Here is a 21,977-nt window from a genome sequence, read left to right as displayed (position 1 = left end):
AATTATCGTCTCATAATTGTTAATTTTGCAGAATTATATGAAATGCAACTACTATAGAATGTAACGCAATATTCTGTATACAACTCGGCCAGGAATTTTGGAAACAATCAGTTAAATTTCTGGGAATGTGAGCAGCATTGCCTTGGTCACATGCTGCTCACTACATATCTTCTTATAGATGTCAATATTGACAAAGGACATTGAATCAGCTTTATTGTGTTAATTGATTCTAGAGACAGGCAGGGTTCCCATCTGCACGTAATTGTGCTGCGCCATGCCCGGAATCTGGAAAGGGAATTAAACGGCCTATTGATGGGGCTCCCGTTGCAGATCGACCTAATGTGGTGAGGGGACCGCTGCCGTTTTTTAGAAAGCAAAAATTTTCGAATGGTACAGATACGGGATTTTTGTGTTGTCCAAAACGGGTGTTTTCAGGATATATATACTCGCTTACCGGTGCGGTATATTGACCAGAGTCCAATCCACCTACATCTAAAGAAACATGATTTTCAATACGTATACGCACATCGCGCGTAATTGGCAGAAAATTGGCTTTTGCAGGTAAAGTTATCCGAATGCGTCCTACTTGAGCTGTAGGGCTTGGGAAAAGCGTGGTCATTCTTCGCTCTTGTTCTGTACCATCCAAAAGCGAGTCTAAAACAAAAACGTCGACTCTGCGGCTCGGGTCAGTTGTAAATCCAACCAAACGGAAGCGCGAAGTTTCTTCCTGATCAACACCTCTAAATGGCTGACCCAAGGTGCCAACTATAGCTTCTTCAATCAAAACATAAGCAGGGTCGATTCCTGGAGAAGTATAAACGCCCAGTTTAGCCTGTATCGCATGGGCTGCTATAAACCAGTTACCGCTATTGGGCGTTTCTTCTGTCAGCATACCCGAAAAAGTGATGAAATCACCAGGTTGTAGCGGCATCCTTTTCGTTGGATCACAGGTCGCATGGGGTTCGGCTGTCGGATCTATCGCCGGGACGCTACCGCAAGTAAAACGCCGCTTAGACAAAGGTTCTGGACGGTTGGAAATTGGGCAAAGCGCATCTTCAACAGATGGATCTGAACGCGGGATGCACATAGGAAAGCCTGTCTCGGCGACAATCGGTGCATTGCCTGGATCGCTGGAAAAGCGCTCGTCCATCACATCAGCGTTTTCTGGAAATTTGTCCTTATTCAGCTTTCCATATTTTCCCTCCGGATCATTGATTCTCACGCGGGCCGTAGCAACACCAGTTCCAGCTTCAGGGCCGACAAGCAATTCGCCTTTTTCGTAATCGATTGATTGAATAAAACCTTCCCCGGCATTTAATCCTCCCTGGGATATGCGGACTACGCCGGCGATATATTCACCATTGACGATGTTACCTATAATCTCTGCTTCAAAAAGAACTGCTGGTGCGATAGTGGGTGGCACTGGAGCCTGATTGCGATCAAGAAGTGCCAAACCACTTGGTTTTGTGGCGGGCTTCAGCAGCCCATCAGCATCAAATGGATGTGGTCCCCGGAATATATCATTCAGCGTCAGGTATTGCCCCGGCATTGTAATCAGAAGATTTTTCGGCAGTGTAATACGCAATCCATTAACAACAATAAAGCCTTTTGATAAAGGATCATCAAGATCATCCACGTCAAGCTCTTGAATATATCCCAAAACACTAAACGATGACGTCGGCACCTGAGCAGTCGACCAACCTGCAGTGCCAATTAAGATTGCAAACATTAAACATTTTAGCCAATTTGACTTTTTCATAGTTAATCCTCCTTAATGCCAAGTAAAACCTTCAGTCAGCGCATGTCGGGCTTTAGGTGTAAATCGAATAGATAAACCTGGGATAGGTTCGAATTCCTGAGGATTATCTAGTACTGTAATCAATCTATCTTGATCCAGAATACGTCCGGCGCGAGCCATAGCCTCAGCTATCAATCCGATTGCAGCATTACCCAAAGCAGTCCATAAATCCATGGCAAGCAACATATCTTGCGGTACTGGGGAGATCACAACCTGAGCTGCATGATCGGCATGGTATGAACTACCCGATATGCTTGCTAGTGTTGCTACACAGAGCTGTGATGCTTCAAGTTGAAATCGTATGCGCTCGATATCATCCGACGGAAGTAAAAGGATCAATTTATCTGCCAGGCGAGAATCAATCGTTTCTTTCAGTTGTTGATCAACTTGTAAAACATGAATAGCGCGTAACGCCAGTTTTCCAGCTACCGAATCATCTCCATAAAATTTACTTATAGCCGTTATTGCCGGCAAGTTCTTTTCATCCTGGTACCATATTTCACTATCCAGGTTTGAGTTACATTTTTTTTGCAAAATGGATAAGGCTGATTCAATTTGTTGCTGTAAACTCGGCAACAAGTAAGTCGTCAGCCGATGTTGCTGATTCGGAATTGTCATTCCGACCGCTGCAACGCTGGGAGTATTGCTTGCTGTAAGCGCATCAATCAAAGCATTTGATGGATCTGTCAGCCAACTGCCTACTAGGGCAAAAACGTTGTGCGAGTGGATCAAATCAAGTATTGCCGCATCCAATCCATTGGTTGCTGCATCCACCGGAATCAACAACAAGCTACGTCCAAAAATTCCACCGACTGCATTAATCTCGGCTATTTGTTGCTGCATTGCCCGCAAAATAGAATTTCCAGCTGTTGCCTGCATGCCAGTAAGCGGTAAGGCAGTACCCAGAATGATTGTATCAGTGGTTACTCCACGTACAGGGGCTGCCTCTGTACCAATTACGCGCAAGTATGCGATCAATGCCTTGCGCTCAGCGCTGGTCAATTCGAAACGCGGCATACCTTCAGTCAAAGACTTGTAATATATCCGCGCTTTGCCTTTCTCGATAGCACTTAGCACCCGTTCTGAGGAATCATAACCAGGAAGACCGGAACGCGTATCCATCAATGCATGCCACTGCACAGGTGGCGCAGCAATCCCTCCTTCCGTCTGCCCTGCACCATGTGGGCCGTGACAAGCTGAGCAATGTGCATTACTCAATGGTAACGGTACGCCGGTAACCTGAGGCGCTTGGGAAAATAGAACATTGCCATCATACAGCGCACGCCCAAGTTGTACTTCATCCATTACAGATGAAGCCGATAAGGCAGTAACTGTCAGCATAGTGCTCAGGAAACCCGCGTGCCGGAGCAGGTGCCGTATCATTGTGTTATCTCCCGGACCAATCGAGATAGCACATCAGGGCCATTTAACGCGGCTGTGCGTGTCCATCGTTTTTTTGCTTGATTGCCAATCCAAATCAGATTGGTATGTGCTTCAGGTACGCTACCTCGTTCACCAAATGACTGCATGATTCGACGCACCTGTTGAGACGAACCCGTCAGAAAAACCCAGCCATTTTCCACTCCCGTCCTTACGTCGAACCGTTCGGCATAATGACGTAATTGAGCGGGACTATCCGTTAAAGGGTCAACTGTTATGGAAATCAACAGTATTTTGCCGTTGAGATCGGAAACTTCGATTGCTTCCTGCGTTGCACGTAAAATGGCTGTTTGGGGAGAGCAACCGCTGTTGCAATTCGTAAACATAAAATTTACGAGCACGATATGTTCCGGTATGAGCTCATCCAAGCGAACTTTGTGTCCATCCTGATCAGTAAGTTCTATATTGGGAATAACGGGAGCTTCACTTAACCACACCGTACCTGTAGCAGCTTTTGCTACGTTTAAGGTAAATACAATGCAACCGAGTAGGCAAAGATACTTAATCTGCTTTAACATTCTGCCGCCTCTGTGCTGTATCAGCAGTAGATTCAAGATCCAAATATCCAATCCGTCCCAAGGTAAAATCAAGCTTGTGCGAAGGAACACTCACCAAAAGTTCATAGCGCCCTGGATAAGGTAGCTGTGCAGATGCTGCATAAATTCCTGCCTCTTCTTCTCGCAAAACCAGACGAGTTTGCCAACCGGTAGTACGGTGAAAAACCAGCAGGATGCCATCTGTAATACCATTAATTTCTTGTTGCCGAGAATCCTTCACTCCGATTCTAAAAGTATGCTGCTTTTTTACTAAAGTAGCTGATTCATTCAGCAAAACCGCATGTACCGAGTTTATGCGTTCTTCAGGCTTAGAGTCTGGCATACGTACAACAATCGGCAAACAGGCGGTAACTGCGGGCGAGAGTGACTTGACTATTACTTCATAAGTACCCGCAGACGGAAAATTAACTGGAGCCGCATATACGCCTGCGTCGTCCTCTGTTAAACCGTAATCCATGATCATAACAGCACGCGCCTTGCGGCGATAATTGCTAAAGCTGCCTGATGGCGCCATTAATCCTTCAGTGTATTGATATAGCATGCCATCCGCTGCATTAGCCGCAATGACGCCATTTCCTTCTGGCACCGGCACAATCATTGGCGCGACTCCGATTTCTTCACTGACCGCGTTAGGCGCAAGTCGCCCCATCTGTACTTGCGCTGCCTGTAATCGCCCTCGTGCGGCTTCACGTAAATTGATTACCGAAACATTGTTTGAATTTTGTCCGCGCACATAGGCATATTCGGCCGATAACACAATTTGATCGGGTCCAGCAGCAACCTGTATGGTCTTTTTTGCTGTTCCCATCGCGAGATCCACCAAGGTAACCGTACTATTTTTAATGTTAGCAACCAGCGCATAACGACCATCATCAAATAAAGCCAGCGCCTGCCCGGCTTCCTCAAGTTTGATGGTTGTCGTGATTTCTCCAGACCCTGGATCGACTAAAAGCAAATTGGGAATATTGGCTGTTATCACCGCCAAACGTTGCGCCAGGGCACTCCAGCCTGCAACGAGAGGAGTGCCGGGAACATCGATTTCATGTAGATGCTGTTTTGAAATCGCGTTGATTACGGATACGGTATCAGCTTGAGGATTGATCGCAAACACCCACTGCCGGTCATCGGATATTGCCAGTGTGTGTAAACCCGTTCCAACAGGAATACGTACAATTTTTGGATTCGTTACATCTTGATTCGCAGTTAATTCGATTACTGCAATCTCGGCGCGGCCATCCAATCCTATCCATAGTACCTGGCGCTCCTCATCCAGCATTATCCGCGCAGGACGATCACCGGCATCAAAAGTTACGGTGCGTATCAATTTGCGACTTGCAGTATCAATGACAGCAACACTATCCTGATCACGCAGCGTCACAAAAATTCGTTGTAGTTTGGGTGAATAGGTCCAATCGAAACCATCGCCCGGTAATGGTACGATTGATTCCAGTTTGGCATTATTCAAAGCAACAAATGGATTGATAAACGCCACGGTCCGGTCATGGTTTAAAGTAACGATACGATAGGTGTTGAGATCAATATCTGCACGCAGACTTATATTTCCTGACATCAGTTGCTTGGCCCGTATGTCGCAGGAAAGCTCACCACTATCGTAAAGGCCTTGTCTGGAAACAATCCAAGCCAGTGGTCTACCATCCGTATAGGCGCGGCCGCTGATCGAATCCTTTATCGCTATGGAAGCCAGTCCTAGCCCAGGTTGATCGGGCTCAGCCGCATTCTGTAGAGAAAAATCAATCGTTATTCCGCTTGCCTCAGTTTTTGTGTGTAGCGACTCAATGGCAAACACAGTAACTGATGTGTGCAGGACACATGCAAATACAGCGGTCAGGATCGATTTCAGTATACTCATTGCGGAATATAATGGAGGGTGTTGATTGCTATGTGCGTTGCTGGATCAGATAAATGTGGTGCAGTTTCCGAATGTGTAAAATATGCATCAAAGGTTACAGTATCAATCAATTTTCCTGCAGGAGCTTTGCCACCTAAAAAAGGCGCTGTGCCACGTATCTTATTGGAAATGCCACTCTTAATTAATCCTTTCTGAGCCGAAAAATTCGCGCGCAGTTGTCCCCAGTATTCTTCCCCAATCATTCTTGCATCAACAGAAATGTGTGCGCCTACCGCTAGAACAGCGGGTTCGAAAGTAAGCATAATTACTCTATGCTCGTTTCTTGTGGTTCGCAGTAATGGATCGCCATCAAAAAAATTATTATCAAGTCGAGTCCCGCTCCCACAATTATTTACCTGGATTTCATTATGATTTGATATATCAACAGTAATTTTTTGATGATCATAAATGTAATTCATGCTAACAGTATCCAAAAGATCTCTACGATTAATTGTAACGTTGGGATGTTCTATCCAGTTGACTGTGTTGGCATGGTCGAAGCCAGAAAGCTCTAGTTGCATTAATTCATCATTTGGCATTTCGCATCTCCTTATTTATTTTCTTGCGCAGATTTAGGTACAACACGCAGCAATCCCCAGATACCGCCATCAAACAAGAAACTGGCCTGGCTGCGATATAAATAATCCATGGGTATTTCTTTCTTACCGCCAGCTTTGAACACCAGGTTAGCCGCCATCATGGGACCAATAGCATTGTGGCTTCCCTCGATAACATGTCCATTGAGAGATTCGCTGGAAGTCAATATGGTTTTGGAATTATTCGTCCATGGAAATGGCGTCCACTGATGACCATGTACAGTTATGGCTTGCTGGCGTGTATGACCGCCGGGATGAACTACACGAAAGCGCACCTCCCGCCCAGCTTCAGCAACAAAAATAGGCGTTTCAGGATCGCAGGGGGTTTGGATGCCGTAAGGAAACAGTTTTTCTATACCCGCCTGACATAGTTCATTCCCATTTTTATCCATCACAATCTTTGAACTTAGCACATTGGAGTAATCAAATTCATTACGTTCCTCAAACTGAATTGAAGGATCTTCTCCCCGCCGCCCCCAAATTGGCTCAGTGCGGTAATTGATCGCTTTTACACCATAGTCGTCAGGTTCTTCCGCGCCTTTGAGATTACCAATTGGCCACATATCCATCGTGGCATCTACCGCATCCTGAAGTACCAACACAAAATCGCGGTATAGTAATTCCCCGGCCTCGTTGCAGATTGAGGCGCTGGAATCTGAACGGCGGTCAGCTGCCTGCTCAGGATCGCTCCCTGATATGCACACTTGTGAATCTTCTGGTCCGATCACTAGGGCACCAATTGCGCCATGTGCGGAATGTTTGATCACATCACCAAAACTTCGCAGTGGAACAGCTCCGAATTCAATCGGATCATATAGTCGATTTCCATCTTGATCTAAATCGTAATCACCGGCATACCAGGTATAAATGGTTCTACAAGAACCTTTCTCACCACATGCAGGTTGAAGTGAGCCTTGATTAGGATCAAGGTTTCTTTTAAGCTCAGTACCGTTGATACCTGCATTAGTGCCATCACTGATCGTTGGATTTTGTGCCAGCATCGGCACAGATAGACCAACCGAACTGGACATACGGAACTGATTATAGTTAAATCCGTCCAGAATCATTGACATGAAATTATGACCGAAATGACCGTCGATTGGATTGCCTTGTGCATCGAATGGTCCATCATGCATAACCAAAGGCAAATGATTTCGTAATTGAACATTTATGCACGCGCCAGCAGATGCACGTAAGATAAGTGGTTCGAGCACACGTCCATTTTTAAATTCTTCTTTTAATTGCTCAAGAACATCACTATCTGTCATCAATTGACCCTTTTCATCACTACTGAAAAAATCATCGCTTCGAAGATTGCTGCGTACAAACACAATGGCATTTGGATCTGAAATTTTCAGCCGTTGGTTCAATATGATTCCTTTTTTTCCAAATTCATTTTCAGCACAGGCCTCGTCAAAAAGCTGACATGCGCGTACAGCACTGATGTCAAAACTGAAATTTTTGGAACTGTCATCACAAACTTTTTCAGCCGGATCGTCAGTAAAATTATCCGGCTTTGGTATTTGCACAGGATTACCTTTTAGATTATTCAATTTTGCAACTGAAATGTTTTTATCTTCATTAGTGTAGTGACTATAAGAACGCATCACTCCCCACATGCCATCCCATAACTGATCCATGGATGAACCGAAGTAAAGATAGTCCACACGGTGTACATTTAACGGCGGAATATTGACATTAAATTCAAAATGCTCGGAAATACCTAATGGTTGTGCATTGGTATAACCGGAGTTGGAGGAAGCCGGTTGACGCTTCCACTTCACGCCATTCATGGTAAAGACATGTTGCGCTTCCTGCGCGCCTTGAATCAGGCGGATCTGTACAGGGTCTCCTTCGTAGACAGGGAGAATAGGCGTTGCGGGGTCACCCAATTCACGCCATGGCTCAAGGTTGGCAATACGGCATTCTTCCGGATTCAGGCCAGATAATGTACCCTCTGGATACAGCGCGCAGTTAAATTGCTTGCGCCACAACTCGACGTTTTCAAGTACAGTTTCGAGTTGTTCGCCTTTGCCTGCGCTAGTCAGCAGCGCCTTGGTTGCAGGGGAAATTATTGCCCCGTAGGGTTCTTCAGCAATGATTCTGTCTCGGTCCGAATGGACATGCGTGCTGAATACATTGGCCATATCACCAGTACAATGAATCCGCTGCTTTTCAATCTCCTCAGCAGAAAGTTCATCATCCTGAGTATTGAGACAGTCTTTTTGTTGATAGTTAAAGCTACCCAGAATCGGATCGGCTGCGCGTTCGGCAATGCGCAACCCAATCGGCTCATTACGATAATTAATCAACTGCGTGCCGGGATCTTCGGATGAAATCGCCAGCGGCATCGGCTTATTCAAAGGTACTTGTCGTCGTCCAAAATAAAGCCCGGATTGATCCCGTTTTTCAGGATTGATTGGTTCAAGTGCTGCGTTGTAGAGAATTGCAAAATCGGCAAATGCCATCGTGAATTCACGGCGCGTGTCAAACGTCCATTCTTTTTCCGGGCATTCGAATTTTACTGTTGGATCAGGGTTTAATGGACTTGACTCTGAATCGCCGATACATTTAGGTGCAATAATATTGGCGCGAGTAGAAGTTGGCCCGCCGTCGTCCCGTAATACCAGTGGATCACGAGCGCCTAACAAGATGTGGTCAAGCTTGTCGTTCTCACCTACTTTTGCGGGGTCGCGTTCCGCAGGCAGCGCTTTATTGAAATCAGCACCACCGATAATTTTTGTTAATTCCTCTTTATCCTGTGATTTGACTTTTTCCCAGTCAAGTGAATTCTCCCCCAGATTGAGCCACACGGAATTTTTAGGTTCAATGACTAAAGCAGCATACAATCCGTGCTGTTGATGTGAACTTGGACCAAAGTGATCATGCGTAAAAACAGTGCGTAACGTGTTGTCTTTGCCTGTTTCTTCATTGATGATCGGATCTGCCCACCAACGCTGAATCGTGCGTTGCGCACCACAATAGGGGTGATCTTCTGCGAGCTTAGCTAAACCTAGCTTTTCCCAATCCTGTGGACATATACCCTTCTTCTTGAAGTTAATGCACCGCTCAAAAGCCGCCGTATCACTTTTGTCTGTATCGCAACTCAGCTCTTCAAATAATGGATGTGTTTTGAGTTTCAGCATTTCCGATTCAGGCCGGCCGGCTTCTCTAAGTGCCTTATTAATCGCAAATACCCGTTCACGGACTTCGTCGGGTGAAAAAGTGCCATCTTCATAATTCCAGCCATTACCTGATCCATCTGAAGAAGTTACATCGAATTTCACCAGGTGAATATGTTGACCGATCGTATCAGTCGGTGTGTAAATTTGGAAATCATCCACATTCAGCGCATTAGGTACAAAATTGGAGGAATGAAACTCAATGCAGTCACCTGAATTGGCCCGAAAAAACAGCGGCTCCGGCAGGCGAACACGGTTATTTGCATCAATAATGTCTTTAATATCTCGCTCCAGCGCTATGATGCGGGCTTGCGGATCAAACCAGCCATGACGATTGACGGTCAATTCGGTTTGAATAAATGCCGCTTTATAACTGCGCATTGGGGCATGATCAGGGCAAGGATCGCCATAAGGAGCACCAGGTGCTGGTTCACGGCCGTTGATATAGAACAATGCCTTATTATCTTTATGGTGTCTCTTTTCTTTATGGTGTCTCTTTTGACCTTTAACTGTATTGGCCCATTCCGTTACATACGCCGTTGCTTCACCACGCCAGTTTTGGTGCGGGTCATGATGCCTGTGCATTCTTTTTACAGAATGTTCTATGGATTTACCCGCATGAAAATCCATCGCCTTTTTTTCCAGTTCTTCACCATAATGATCCAGCGGTTTAATATTCAGTATTTCCCATTCCTCGGCAAGAATCAGTGATCCAGGGTTAAGCTGATACACTCGATTAGCGATGACTTGTGCAGCATCGCCGCCTTTTTTGAGCGCTGTTTCTATGACGTTTTCATCTTTGTCTCCACGTTCCAGGATACCTTTGTTAGTCGTTGTTATAACCTCAGGCAAATGTTCGTTTTGAAGTTGGACAATATGACGTGGCAAGCCTCCATTTACGATTTGCCCGTCTTTTACGTCCATATCCAACGGCGGTTGAGGGGGACGATGACCTTCTTTACCCGGAATATAAAATGGATACCCTGGAAAACTGCTCGTCGGCATGACAGCTAATGCCGTACCCGGAATTGGAACAACTGCAGGACTTTCTATACCATTTTCAACTTCAGCATCCGGTAAATTTCTTATGCGCCAATGTTCATCCTTGCCTGCATCAGACAATTTATAGCGTCCGTCTTCAAATACATCGTGGGCACGCCACAACTCCCACATTCCTTGTGCAAAATGGGGATAGAGATGGCAATGGAAGATTGAATCACCCGGCGTATAGTTGCGATTGCCTGAGCCTCCGAATTCAATTTCGTAACTGAAAGTTGCGCCAGGTGAAATTGTTTGGGAATCCAGATAGGTGGAATTGGGATCGCTCGAATCCTGCACCCACTGGTGCGCATGCAAATGGAATACATGGGTTTCTTTGGGGCCTGCATGTATATTTCGAAATTTTACCGGATCCCCAAGATAGGAATGGTGCACATTGGAAGGATCATCTGGGTACATTGCTCCAATAGGTTTTTTTCCTTTTTCATCATACTTCAGGATCAGTGCAGGATCTCCGTTGGCCCATGAGCTAAGAAAAAACTCTTCAAGACGGCATTCGGGGCAATTTTTGGCAGGCCCAACATTACGATTGCGTGCCACCGTCATTGCGCCTAGACCGCCCACACCATAGTTAATGCCCATGCCATCCTTGATATAATGCAACGGATTATCTTGATCCTCCAATTCGGCAAATGCCTGGACAGCCTTTACTTCATCATGCATGATGACGGAAAATTCGCGAAAAGAACGACCACAGGAATTACCGTATGCGTAATTTTCACAATGCGAATTGTTTATAGGTTTCCCGTTATCATCAACCTCCGGCAAGACGATGATAGCGTTTAAATCACTGTGAACGATGTCATAAATTTTTTTGTGTGCATGGTGGTGTTTACCGTGCTTTTTATGTACTTCTTTTCGCATATTCAATACAGGTATGCCATCGCGCTTATACTCATAATTGATTCGACTGTAGGGATGCTTGCCTATAGGTTTTCTGCTTGCTGCCTGGAGATCCTCAAAGCTCACCTGGGAACGATACCATCGTGCTCCCGCAGGCTGGACATTTACAGCGCCAAATAATCCCAATCCTACTTGACCACCATCGCCTTCACCACCCACTCCGGCGCCAGTCGAATAAGCAAAGTAAGTACCCTCACGATGCGCACTGAAACGATAAAATGCACTCTGGCCGGGAAAAATTTGAGAACCTTGCAGTTCAAGCTTTTCGGCCAGTTTAGGTTCAGTGTCAGGATGTACGGTGCCTCGATTCAAGCCTACATTACTCGCTGCCGATCCGCATACCCATTCATGCTCATTGGTTGATAATGGACAGTCTTCTGGTTCAATGGGTAAATACTCCAACCCATTGGGGTGAAATGACACGGCCCGGGTCCAGGGCATATCGGAACTGATGGCAGTGGGATTGACCAATGCACGCGCATCTTCGCTTGTCAGTCCCTGCTCATTTACTTGATCGGGATAGACTATTCCATCTGGTTCTTCGATATGTGCCGGGACCTTACCGCCATATTGCTCAGGCCCATTACTGCGCTCTTCACGCACACCTGGCGTCAACATATTGTGCAACGTTACTTCAAGGCATTCACCTTCATTGACCCGCAGTACCAATGGGCGCGGCCTTTTATCTTCACGGAGTTTTACCTTGCCCGGGCGTAATATTGGATTATCGTCTGTCGAAACAATATCCGTTTTGAGCGCATACAATAAACCTGCAGGATTGAATGCGCCAAACCGGTTTAATAGATATGCTTGTTCTAATGCGACTATCTCCGCACGTACAATCGCAGTACATTCATCATCAATGCTTTCTTTTTTAACGGAAGCATGTGCTGCCCAAGGTAACAACATCGTTAATGATATAAGCCAAAGAAACTTGGGCAAACTCGATGCCATCGTTATTTTTTTTATGTACATATTGATTCCTCCTCAGACGATACATTTGTACTGCGTATCAGCGTGGCTTCTTTAACACAAAGGACTAATGTAACAGATTACAAAAGTTCTTCCGTGATAAATCCCACGTTGATTAAAAGGTTTTGATAATTGACTATCAATTTGAATTTGTCAACTGTAGAGAACAAGTAATGTAGAGAACAAGTAAACTGTCCGGGTATTTTGAGTGAGAGGATATCTGGCAGTAAACTCAGGAAAGATTACCGTTGAAATGATTCAAAGGCATAGCGAAGAGCAAAAGGGCGAACCGGTGGTTGATGATGTCGATTTCATGTCAACCTATCCCAAACTCCTCGTCTTACAGACGAGGGTTGTTCAGTTCAGCATACCGAAATGCTGTTTTATTCGATATCGGGTGGAAAGTTACTATAACAGATTTGTCTAGAAAGCCAGCCAGGCATTCAAGTAAAGTGTGTCGTTATTGACGGCATTGCGGCCGAATCCATCGTAATTGTGTATGCCCCCATTAAATTTGAAGTGATGTACATACTGTGCAGCAAGTCGCAGATTTGCCAGTGTGGCCAATGCCGACGTGGACTTGCCAAATGGCGTGTAACTGATTTCTGCAGTAAATGCCTGGCTGTTTGGATTGCCGGTGCGACTGCCACTGATTGGATCGCCAAAACTGTATATTACATTATCTGCTGTACCGGTCGTCTGACCATAAAATAAATTCAATCCGTACGTCTGTTGATAGGTGTAACCGGCTCGGATACGTACCGTATCCAGGTTACTGTTTTTCTTGTCCGCAAGCCCCAAAGCAAGGCTGGCATTCATGTCCCGTTGTTCACGGATATAGGTGGCATTAAACTCATAGATGTGTGTCGGATTAGCCAGATATTGATAAGTTATGTCAAATCCGTAATCGTAAATATTGTCGGTACCTGCGCCCAATGTCCGCTGTGGATAGACATTTGCCTGCATACCGAACGATCCGACAGCAAAATAATGGCCTTGCCAGTCTTTTTGTAGGGCAACGCGCCAGTAAGGTGCGCCACCGTTAATACGCGACTGCTCATCGTCAAAGACGCCGATGCCTGTTTGAATTTTTCGTGGCAGCATGGCGTAACCACCTGCTTCCACATATAGAAGATTATTCACCATCATGTAAGCAGTAGAACCGACAACCTGGCCACCGAGTGCTTCGATCAATGAACCTGCTGCCTGTGTGGGTGCTAAATCAGAAGATGCCCATGGAAATCCCCAGGTCGGTGTAGTATTCCAGAGATCGGTTACTGTGGGATTGTTATTTACTGTTAGACCGTAGACCAGGTTTTGACCCATCAAAGTTGTGTGATCGGCAAAACGAATCTCGGAATTGTCCAATTCTCCAATATCCTCGACACCATTATAGGTGCCCTCGATAAAAGCGCCTACTTTTGAATGAAGTCGGCCAGCCAGAAAAATTGCTGCTTCATCAATTGTTCCATTATCATTGCTGCCGAAGCGTTCTGATGCGCCGCCTGGCTGACCGTGCTGCGTATGGGTATATGATGCGCGTATCATGCCGCTGATTGGCACCAAGGGTATATTGCCTTCCTTATAGTTCGCGCCAGTTGCGGTGTAACCATTTAACTTGAAATTCCTGCCTACCGAAGTGAGCCCAGGCCCGAAAGATTGTACGTGACAGGAACTGCAGGGCATGCCGGTTTGACGTGCAAAGCTTGGCATGGCTTTTACATCCAAGTGAAATAATAGAATCAAAAAAAATGTAAAAAAAACCGTTACATTTTTTGTCGTAACGATTGATCGCATATTCAGTTTTCCTTCAAAAAGTTGTATGAGGTACTCATCAGTATTTTTGGCGTAAATTAAGAGATACTGATACAAACCTGAATTTTTTCAGTTAAAGAAAATTTCCCGGCTAGAGTTCAGTAATAAGAAATTATTATGAATAACTTATCGAGCGGGATCATACTCCAACAGCTGTGAAAAATTTCTAAATTTTCTGTTACAAAAATGTGAAGTTTTTAAAAAAAACAAATAACAAAACAATGGATTAATTGCCAAGACACAGGGGAACTGGTTGCTAAATTCTGCGTCAGGTTTTCGCGTACGGCATTCTGGATGATACAAGATGACGGGGACAGCATTTCAAGTCTAGCGAACCAGAATCCCAGCCGCTGACCCCGTGAGCCACAGCCCCGCCCAATGTCTATACCAACGGCTTGAGATGTGGCTTGTCACCCTGCTAAAAAACAATGGTAGGCCCCCGTATTCGTCACTTTCTGGCATTTTTTGAAAAAAATCTGAAATCAATCGAACCGTTTTGCGGTGTCGTTCGTATTAATGAATAAGTCGCGACGAAACCGGGTGTGTTGTAACCGCCCGAACTTTTAGATGGCATATTCATATTCTCAAGGAGGCTATCATGCCTATTAATACGATTCCTGCAAAACCGCCGTTTCAACCGCGCATGCCCAATAGGCCGGATGAGTTGCCGGATGTGGAAGGTAAAGAATTTACCGTGAGCAGTCAGACGGTGGACGAAAGCGGCTATATTTACGAACGTTTTGTGACCGTGTCGCGTGCGCAGAAATGGAAGCGCGTTTTTGCGGCTACGCTGGAATGCGGTGATTCGGTGGATCAGAAGATTACCCGCAAGATCGGCGTGTCACGCACTTTAACGACTGAAGTGTCTTCCAAACTGGGTGTTTCGTTTGAAGGGTTAAGCGCGGAACTGGGTGCAAAGCTGGGGGTGTCCGTTACTATCAGCGAGGAAGACACGGCGGAATTTAAGGCGACCTCGACGGCGCCAGCGTGTAAATCGCGCACTTACGTGGTGTGGCAACTGGTTGATATTTACAATGTTGAGATTATTGACGAATATTACGGCTGGCCGCCCGATTTTACGTTCAAATACCGGTTTGAGGCGCCGCTCAATGTGTTCGATCCCGATCACAAGGATTTCCCTAACGCCGAATGCTGCACGGAAAAAGTGGCGTTGCAGAAATCTGAAGGATTCGATTGTCCATTTCTGGTTGAATTTGACGATACCGCGCTAGTGGTGCTCGGTCAAACGGTTGAGAACGGGCGAGTGCGTTTTGCCGACAAAATTACGGGCGAATTCCAGCTTGGCGGACTGGTGCCGTATGCGGCGTTAAGTAGCGAATTGCAGGCGGAAATCACCGTACGCGATACCTGCCCCGAACTCACATTCGGTACCGTCAGTCTGTTGGACGATGCAGCCGGGTTCTATTGCAATGAATTGAATCTGGTTAATGAGGCCGGTTTCGAGCGCAGTCAGGCGCGTATTTTGCAGGTCTTCAATCTGCCTAAAGCACAATTGCTGGCCGCCACCAGCGGTGCGGATGAAGTGGTGATCGACCGGCTGATTGCGGCGCGCGGCGATACGGGTTTCAGTTCGCTGCGCGCGATTGAGAATCTGTCAGGATTTACCCGCGCCGATTTGTATCAACTGGTGGTGCCGATTCTGACAAAAGGCTATTTGCAACTGGTGAAACACAGAAACGGTTCGGGTAGCGTGATTACACCAATCGATATCTCCGGCTTTACTCGAGCCATGCTGGATAAACCACTGTCCGATCTGCCGATTGTGGGGCCATCGACGGCTGAGGATATCCGGCTGAAACTGGGTGCGGTCAATATCGGCGATCTGGTGGCTATCGGTTCCGAAACCAGGGCGTCGGAGAATGTGGCTGACGTAACAGATACAGTCACGGGCAGTGGGGATGATAACTCATCGGCCGGACGTATTTTCAATCCCGAACGGTTGCGCACCGAGCTGATTAAGGCCGATTTGCGGCGCGGACTGACCCGTCTGCCCGAGTCGGATATTGACGGTGTGATTGCAGCAATCACCGCCGAATCATCCGGTTAGCCGCGATATCAATCGGCCGTTGATCGGTATAAAACAGTCCGGGTGCATCACATGCCCGGACTGTTTTTTTGCGTTTATTCGCCAGCGAATTCCAGTCCTTCGATCAGAATCGCGGCGAAAATCAGTGCGTCGCTGCCGACCGATTCAACCGCATGCACAGAGCCAGCGCGGCGGTACAGACAATCGCCGGGGAAATAGATGGCGCCGCCGGTTTCTCGCAGTTCACCTTGCAGTACCAGCGACCATTCATCGCCTAAATGGCGGTGTGCGTCGATACGGTTACCGGGTTCGACATAAACCAGACCGCAATCGGCGTTTGGCGCAATTTGCGCACCGCCGTCGAAGTGCAATAAATGCGTGCCGGGAAATGCATTCATCTGCCACGATTCGGCATGGACTCGATCGAGAAGGGATAGTTGTGTCTCAACAGTTTCGCGCGGCAAGTCGAAAAAACCACACAGGCGTTCGATGAAGCCGGAAAACCGTGTTTCCTGCCGCAACGCATTCAATACCCGCGCGCGCAATTGCGCAGAAGGGGCAATCGGCTGCTCGGATTCGGCCAGCAGTGTCAGTGCGTCTTCGATTTCTCGTAGCGACGCCTGTTTTTGGGTGGAGTTGGCAATTTCCGTCGCCAGCATGCGCGCCGTTTTATCATCGAGTGTTTTTAAAGCGTATTCGGCAAACTTGTCGTCGTTATCGGACATGTGATTTTTCCTCATGCGGTTGCAACGCGCTGCGTAACTGTTTGAGCGCTGCGGACAGCCTTGATTTGACGGTGCCCACCGGTATCTGGCATCGCTCGGCGATTTCGGTGCAGGTCAGGCCTTCATAATAACTCAACACAATGACGTTATACTGCGGTTCCGGCAAGCGTTGCACGACGCTGCGCGCCTGTTGCCACTGCGCCAGTTGATCCGGTGCGGGACCGTGTTGCACCAGTGCTGACTCGTCGTAGTCATTCGCTGAAAAAACGGTTTGTGCGTATGTGCGCGAGCGCAACCTGTCGATTGCGCGACTACGTACCCGCAGCAGTATCCAGTTGCGCACCGAACTGCGCGTTGCGTCGAAATCCGCGGCTTTGTGCCAGATTTCCAGAAACACATCGTGAATCAAATCCTCGGCGTCTTTCCGCGACTTAAGAATTTTAACGGCTACGGCGAGCATTTGCATGACATGCCGTTCGTATAATCGTGCGAGTGCTTGCTGCTCCTGTTGTGCAATCTGTTGAATTAATTGCGTATCGATATCCACGCTGGTCTTCTGGTTTGTCTACTGACTGGCTGGGTTGTTGATCGGTTACCGATGCCGCGCAACGAAAACTGCATAGTCGGTGGTTGCCCGCTAAAAAAACACCGGCCAAAGCCACAATTATTTTTTTTCACGGTCATGCGGCTGTCGACTGGGTAAAAAATCATCTCCCCCACATTCATCTTCAATTGCACCCGAAACTCACCCGCGTGACTATAATCGAATCACACGGATCTGATACGCGCCTCTGCCAAAAGCCGAGAAATGCCGCACCGCTGCAAAGTAGCTTCCCGGACTCAGCTCTCGGATAAGTCTGGCGTTTAAACCGGCGCCGCTGTCATCATCGGTTGCGATTAATGTGCTCTGACTGCCCGGTCCGTATAAGGACAGGAAAACATCGGTATTGCCCTGTGTTTCAATCTGATATCTTCCGGCCGCGGAGATATTTATTTGATAGACATCACTTTCACGGTCGGTGGATATTTCGGCAGCAAAAGGCGGATTATCGACGGTTAATACCGGAATGGACGGTATCGGTGTCCCTGTTTCTGAGCTGAGTTGGATCCGGTAATCGCCTGTACTGCCGGGATTATACAATCGGACGGATGCACGGTAGCTACCGGCCGATAATGTCATTGAAATACGGCTATTGAAATTACTGCCGCCATCATCGTTCTCCGCGATTTCCCGGGTGAAATCATCAGGCCCGTACAACGTTAGCACGGTATCCGAATTCCCGGATGTTTCCAGAATGATGTTGCGAAGCTGGTCGAGATCGAATTCAAACAAATCGATTTCTCCCGGTTGCGAGACTTGTCCTGCAGCCGGTGCTGCGTTTAAATTTATTCGCGTGACATTCTGTCCAGGAGGTATCGGTTGTGGCGTACCGGGCAGCAATTGATCATATTCAATCCCTAAAGCGGCGCTGTCAAGCACATCAATGGGTCTTGAACCGACCGGTCCATTGGGTGTGCCGGCCATCATATCTGTAAGGTTCTGACCAAACGGCCCGCCCGAGACGGGCAGATAACCTTGATTGGGAAAACGCAATTGCCACTCATGCCACAATTTGTCCACCATGCAATGGTGCATAAAAAAAACCGGATCGTTCGGTGAAGTCATCGGCAACATGGAGCCGCCCACCCAAACATGGCCGCGATTATGTAGATTGGGTCCCATCCAGCCTTCCAATTGATTGCGAAAACTGGGCGAACTGTTCGTATTCCACGGGAAGCTGTCGTAAGGCGTCACACTGAGTACTTGTAAAATTTCGGATTGTGTCGGCAGCGTGTTTGCGCCGGAGCGGCCAAATTGCCGTCTGAGCGGGCCTGTCGAATTGCCGTCCGAATTGATTACACTCCACTGGCCTGAACGGAAAGGGCCGGTTTCAACGATACCGGTTATCGAATTGCCATCGCCGCCGAGCAGATCGTTATTCCACATTGAAGCGCCCGGCCCGCCACTCGACCAGTTCCAGTAGGGCAGACCCAAATCCGGATTGCCGGATACTCTCTGGAGTTCGCGTTCGAAGTCAAGAATGAAGCGACGATGCCACGGCAGGAAAGCAGGGCTGCGATGAATTGCCGTCATTGGCGTATTGGCGTGCCGTAAAACAAATTGATCATAAAGTCCGCTTTGTTTCAGCGCATGAACTGCCTGTACAAATTCCTGTCTTTCTGCAGGCGTCAGTGTGTTTGCATCTTTACGAATAGCCATGATTGCAGTCTCCAGTTAAATTTTTACCCATATTTATTTCATCTTTGACGCATTCTGCCAGCATGAAAATAAAGGCGGGAAGCCTTACTTGAATTCCTCTGAATCAGCGATGATTTGCTTGGCAAGCGTTAACAAATCGTCATACTGTTTATAGGGAATTAGGTGCGTCGACCACTTGCCCGTTTCGTTGTCAAAAAGAATCTGAACGGGTTTACTATTGATCAGCAGCCTCTTGTTATCCTGTATTTCGATGGTTTTATCCTGGTAGGTTTCCGATATGGTTGACATTAATGTTGCCTCCTTTGAGTGTTTTTGCAATTGACTGGAACAGTCAATATCGAAGGTGCCGGGTGGTGCATCAACTGCTGTGCAGACCAGACATCCGTAAACATACCTTTTTGCGTTGATTTATCCAATACCAGATAAGCAATTGTTCTGGGAAAAGCAATAAAATCGGTTACAGGTTCATAGTGCTCGCCAAGGAGCTCAAATTCGTGGACGTTTTCTTTATTTACTGTTTGCAAAACACGTCCTTGTATCTCCACAGCTCTTTCACTGAAACAGGATTCATACTGTGCAGCCAAACTGAAATTAGAAGCCGATAGATTTAATTTTGCCCGCACAATCACAGGCATCGCGCTGCATTCGGCACGTTGCGCCTTGATCACACAAAACACGTCTGCCCTTACTTCATTTGAAAATGCCACTCCCGGGATCAAAAAAAAGCAAAAACAATATAACAGTCTCTGCCTGTGCCTCAGGTTTAACAAAATAACCATTGTCGTTGCATGATTCACAGAGTTGATCTCTCATTATTCATCAGTGAAAGTTTGAAAAAATTATAAGCAAAAAACCGTGTCAGGAATGTGATTTTTCTCATAGAGTAACAGTAATCGTACAAGCGAGAACAAAACCAGATTCAGATGACGAATCAAGAAAATAATGTGCAGACAGCTTTGGCCGATCCCTTTATCTTTCCTTGCGAGTCTTGATTATCGCTGACCCGGGATTCTTCTTAACCATGAAATTTTCAGATTGAAAAGTCGGCAGCAGCAGTTATTTATTACCTACTTGCCCCAGATACCCACTTCAAGCGCTTCGAACCAGTCCAGAAACTGATTCACTTGCTTATCCTTAAAAATCGCACCATGCTGTGGGCAAAGCATATTTATATCCAGTTTCCTTACCCGCTTTATCCAATCGTTCTTGGCGGTATTTGAAGGCATCCACCGTTTATGAAAAGCTTCCATATACCGAATATGACGCTCAAAATCTTCCACAAATACATTGGTATAATTTTTGGGTAATAATCCGGCGCCGATATCACCGGAGAACAATATTTTTGCCTTGGCATCGTAGACGGAAAAATTACCCGCTGAATGGCAATAGTGGGCGGGAATAACTGTTACACGGGAGCGATTGCCAAAAGCGATATCCATTCCCTCATCAGGAATGGAAACAAACTGATTGACACTTTCCAGACCAAAATGAGCAATAAAACCCGTCCACATCCAGGGGATATATACTTTTGCATTGGGAGATAGGCCCGTCCAAAGCGGCAATGATGAAATAACATCCGGATCCTGATGCGAGCCAAAAATATGTTTGATTGAAGTAAAAGGAATAACTTCCGCCATCACACTGGCGATTTGGGCGAATACTTCCATTCCACCTGGATCAAGAATCAGTCCTTCGCCACCCGATACAACCACATATTCATTGGTATCGATCACATGTTCTGATTTTTCTGGGTCACGGCACAGAACATACCACGCATGATCACCCTTCTCAAATAACAACTTCTTGATCATGATTGCTCTCCTAAATATGCATTGATGATACCCAGCGCACTTTCTATTTCGTTTGTCATTTCATCCACTGTGGTAATGATAAATTCGTGAAATGATTCCAGTTCTTGCGTTACATGATCAAATTGATCACTGAATTCAGCGAACATCGCAACATTAATTTTAATCAGACTGACCAACGGATCAACAAATTCTGAAGTGGCGTAGAGATCAATGAGCGTGATCTTATGTGACTTTAACTGAACCCGGATAGAACGAAAATTATTTTCAATCTGATTATGCAATCGCGAATACTCACGATGAATGATATCCTTGCTTTTACTTTCGCGCGTTTTTTCCATGGCGCTAAAATAGTGCTTCATTAATCCGGCCAATCGCATGTTATCTTTTGCCAATCCTCCAAGAACATGACCGCTTTCCGAGACTTTCTGTAAAATTCTACCGACTTCCGACGCCATGGCGTTTATTTCCTTAACCAGCTCGGTCAATATCAGTCCCATCTCATTCGAACGACTGGCAATCACCTGGGCATTGATTCCCGCTCTGCGCAATTGTTCGATGCGATAATCGAAGGCGCGTGACCGTATTGTAAAATCAATACAACTCACAAAGATACTGACGACATTGTTTTTGTTTGTCGTCCTCGCCAGTTCCATAAAAGACTCCTCTAATGAATACAATACACGGATAAATCACGACCCAGCAGTATGTCAGGACATAATTACTCGGCGTCTAGTCTTGCATAACATTCGCGACAATGTCTATCTTTTTGCGTCAATCTCAATCATTTTAAATAGTAATCGCTGGAGCAGTCACATCATAATTGTATTAAGAAATTGAATCTTGAATTGCTTTCGATAGAGATAATAGCATTCCATTCAGTTGATTATTGATGCATGATAAATC

At 46.4% G+C, this 21,977-nt stretch carries 15 protein-coding genes; 1 reads left to right on the top strand and 14 read right to left on the bottom strand.

Going from position 1 to position 21,977, the window contains the following annotated elements:
• Positions 1-229 precede the first annotated feature (229 nt).
• The 7 genes from MRK00_05850 to MRK00_05820 all read right to left on the bottom strand — a co-directional run bounded on the left by MRK00_05850 (position 230) and on the right by MRK00_05820 (position 14,213).
• On the bottom strand, positions 230-1,759 hold the full coding sequence (locus tag MRK00_05850) for a hypothetical protein (protein MDR4516899.1): 1,530 nt from the start codon (positions 1,757-1,759) through the stop codon (positions 230-232).
• A 12-nt stretch (positions 1,760-1,771) separates the two neighbouring features.
• Positions 1,772-3,181 (bottom strand): ABC transporter substrate-binding protein, encoded by a 1,410-nt coding sequence (locus tag MRK00_05845; protein MDR4516898.1) that lies wholly within the window; start codon positions 3,179-3,181, stop codon positions 1,772-1,774.
• Positions 3,178-3,756, bottom strand: coding sequence for an SCO family protein (locus MRK00_05840; GenBank protein MDR4516897.1), 579 nt, complete (start codon positions 3,754-3,756; stop codon positions 3,178-3,180). Before MRK00_05840 ends, MRK00_05845 begins: the two co-directional genes overlap by 4 nt.
• Positions 3,740-5,665: a YncE family protein gene (locus tag MRK00_05835; GenBank protein ID MDR4516896.1), complete on the bottom strand. Its 1,926-nt coding sequence runs from the start codon at positions 5,663-5,665 to the stop codon at positions 3,740-3,742. The genes MRK00_05840 and MRK00_05835 overlap by 17 nt, the downstream gene beginning before the upstream one ends.
• Positions 5,662-6,243: a hypothetical protein gene (locus MRK00_05830; protein MDR4516895.1), complete on the bottom strand. Its 582-nt coding sequence runs from the start codon at positions 6,241-6,243 to the stop codon at positions 5,662-5,664. Before MRK00_05830 ends, MRK00_05835 begins: the two co-directional genes overlap by 4 nt.
• 11 nt (positions 6,244-6,254) lie before the next feature.
• A complete protein-coding gene (locus MRK00_05825) occupies positions 6,255-12,419 on the bottom strand; it encodes a hypothetical protein (GenBank protein MDR4516894.1) in 6,165 nt (2,054 codons plus the stop codon).
• A gap of 420 nt (positions 12,420-12,839) precedes the next feature.
• Entirely contained in the window at positions 12,840-14,213 is a 1,374-nt protein-coding gene (locus MRK00_05820) for a cytochrome C (GenBank protein MDR4516893.1), read from the bottom strand.
• A 616-nt stretch (positions 14,214-14,829) separates the two neighbouring features.
• On the opposite strand from MRK00_05820, the gene MRK00_05815 reads away from it, so the two are divergent.
• Positions 14,830-16,299, top strand: a complete 1,470-nt coding sequence (locus tag MRK00_05815) for a hypothetical protein (GenBank protein ID MDR4516892.1) — start codon at positions 14,830-14,832, stop codon at positions 16,297-16,299.
• 74 nt (positions 16,300-16,373) lie between these two features.
• Here the strand turns inward: MRK00_05815 and MRK00_05810 are convergent, their stop codons facing one another.
• The 7 genes from MRK00_05810 to MRK00_05780 form a co-directional block, all read right to left on the bottom strand.
• Complete coding sequence (locus MRK00_05810; GenBank protein ID MDR4516891.1) at positions 16,374-17,003, bottom strand: cupin domain-containing protein; 630 nt, start codon at positions 17,001-17,003, stop codon at positions 16,374-16,376.
• Positions 16,993-17,550 (bottom strand): sigma-70 family RNA polymerase sigma factor, encoded by a 558-nt coding sequence (locus MRK00_05805; protein MDR4516890.1) that lies wholly within the window; start codon positions 17,548-17,550, stop codon positions 16,993-16,995. Before MRK00_05805 ends, MRK00_05810 begins: the two co-directional genes overlap by 11 nt.
• Before the next feature lie 210 nt (positions 17,551-17,760).
• Positions 17,761-19,263 carry a tyrosinase family protein gene (locus tag MRK00_05800; GenBank protein MDR4516889.1) on the bottom strand — a complete coding sequence of 501 codons (1,503 nt, stop codon included), beginning with the start codon at positions 19,261-19,263 and terminating at the stop codon, positions 17,761-17,763.
• A gap of 84 nt (positions 19,264-19,347) precedes the next feature.
• Positions 19,348-19,551: a hypothetical protein gene (locus MRK00_05795; GenBank protein MDR4516888.1), complete on the bottom strand. Its 204-nt coding sequence runs from the start codon at positions 19,549-19,551 to the stop codon at positions 19,348-19,350.
• On the bottom strand, positions 19,551-19,970 hold the full coding sequence (locus MRK00_05790; GenBank protein MDR4516887.1) for a hypothetical protein: 420 nt from the start codon (positions 19,968-19,970) through the stop codon (positions 19,551-19,553). Before MRK00_05790 ends, MRK00_05795 begins: the two co-directional genes overlap by 1 nt.
• 360 nt (positions 19,971-20,330) lie before the next feature.
• On the bottom strand, positions 20,331-21,074 hold the full coding sequence (locus MRK00_05785; protein MDR4516886.1) for an FprA family A-type flavoprotein: 744 nt from the start codon (positions 21,072-21,074) through the stop codon (positions 20,331-20,333).
• Positions 21,071-21,727 (bottom strand): hypothetical protein, encoded by a 657-nt coding sequence (locus MRK00_05780; GenBank protein ID MDR4516885.1) that lies wholly within the window; start codon positions 21,725-21,727, stop codon positions 21,071-21,073. Before MRK00_05780 ends, MRK00_05785 begins: the two co-directional genes overlap by 4 nt.
• Positions 21,728-21,977: the final 250 nt, after the last annotated feature.

The sequence above is a fragment of the Nitrosomonas sp. genome, from assembly GCA_031316255.1.
Lineage (GTDB): Bacteria > Pseudomonadota > Gammaproteobacteria > Burkholderiales > Nitrosomonadaceae > Nitrosomonas.
The sequence above is the reverse complement of the archived record's forward strand: the minus strand, read 5'-3'. Positions and strand labels throughout refer to the sequence as shown.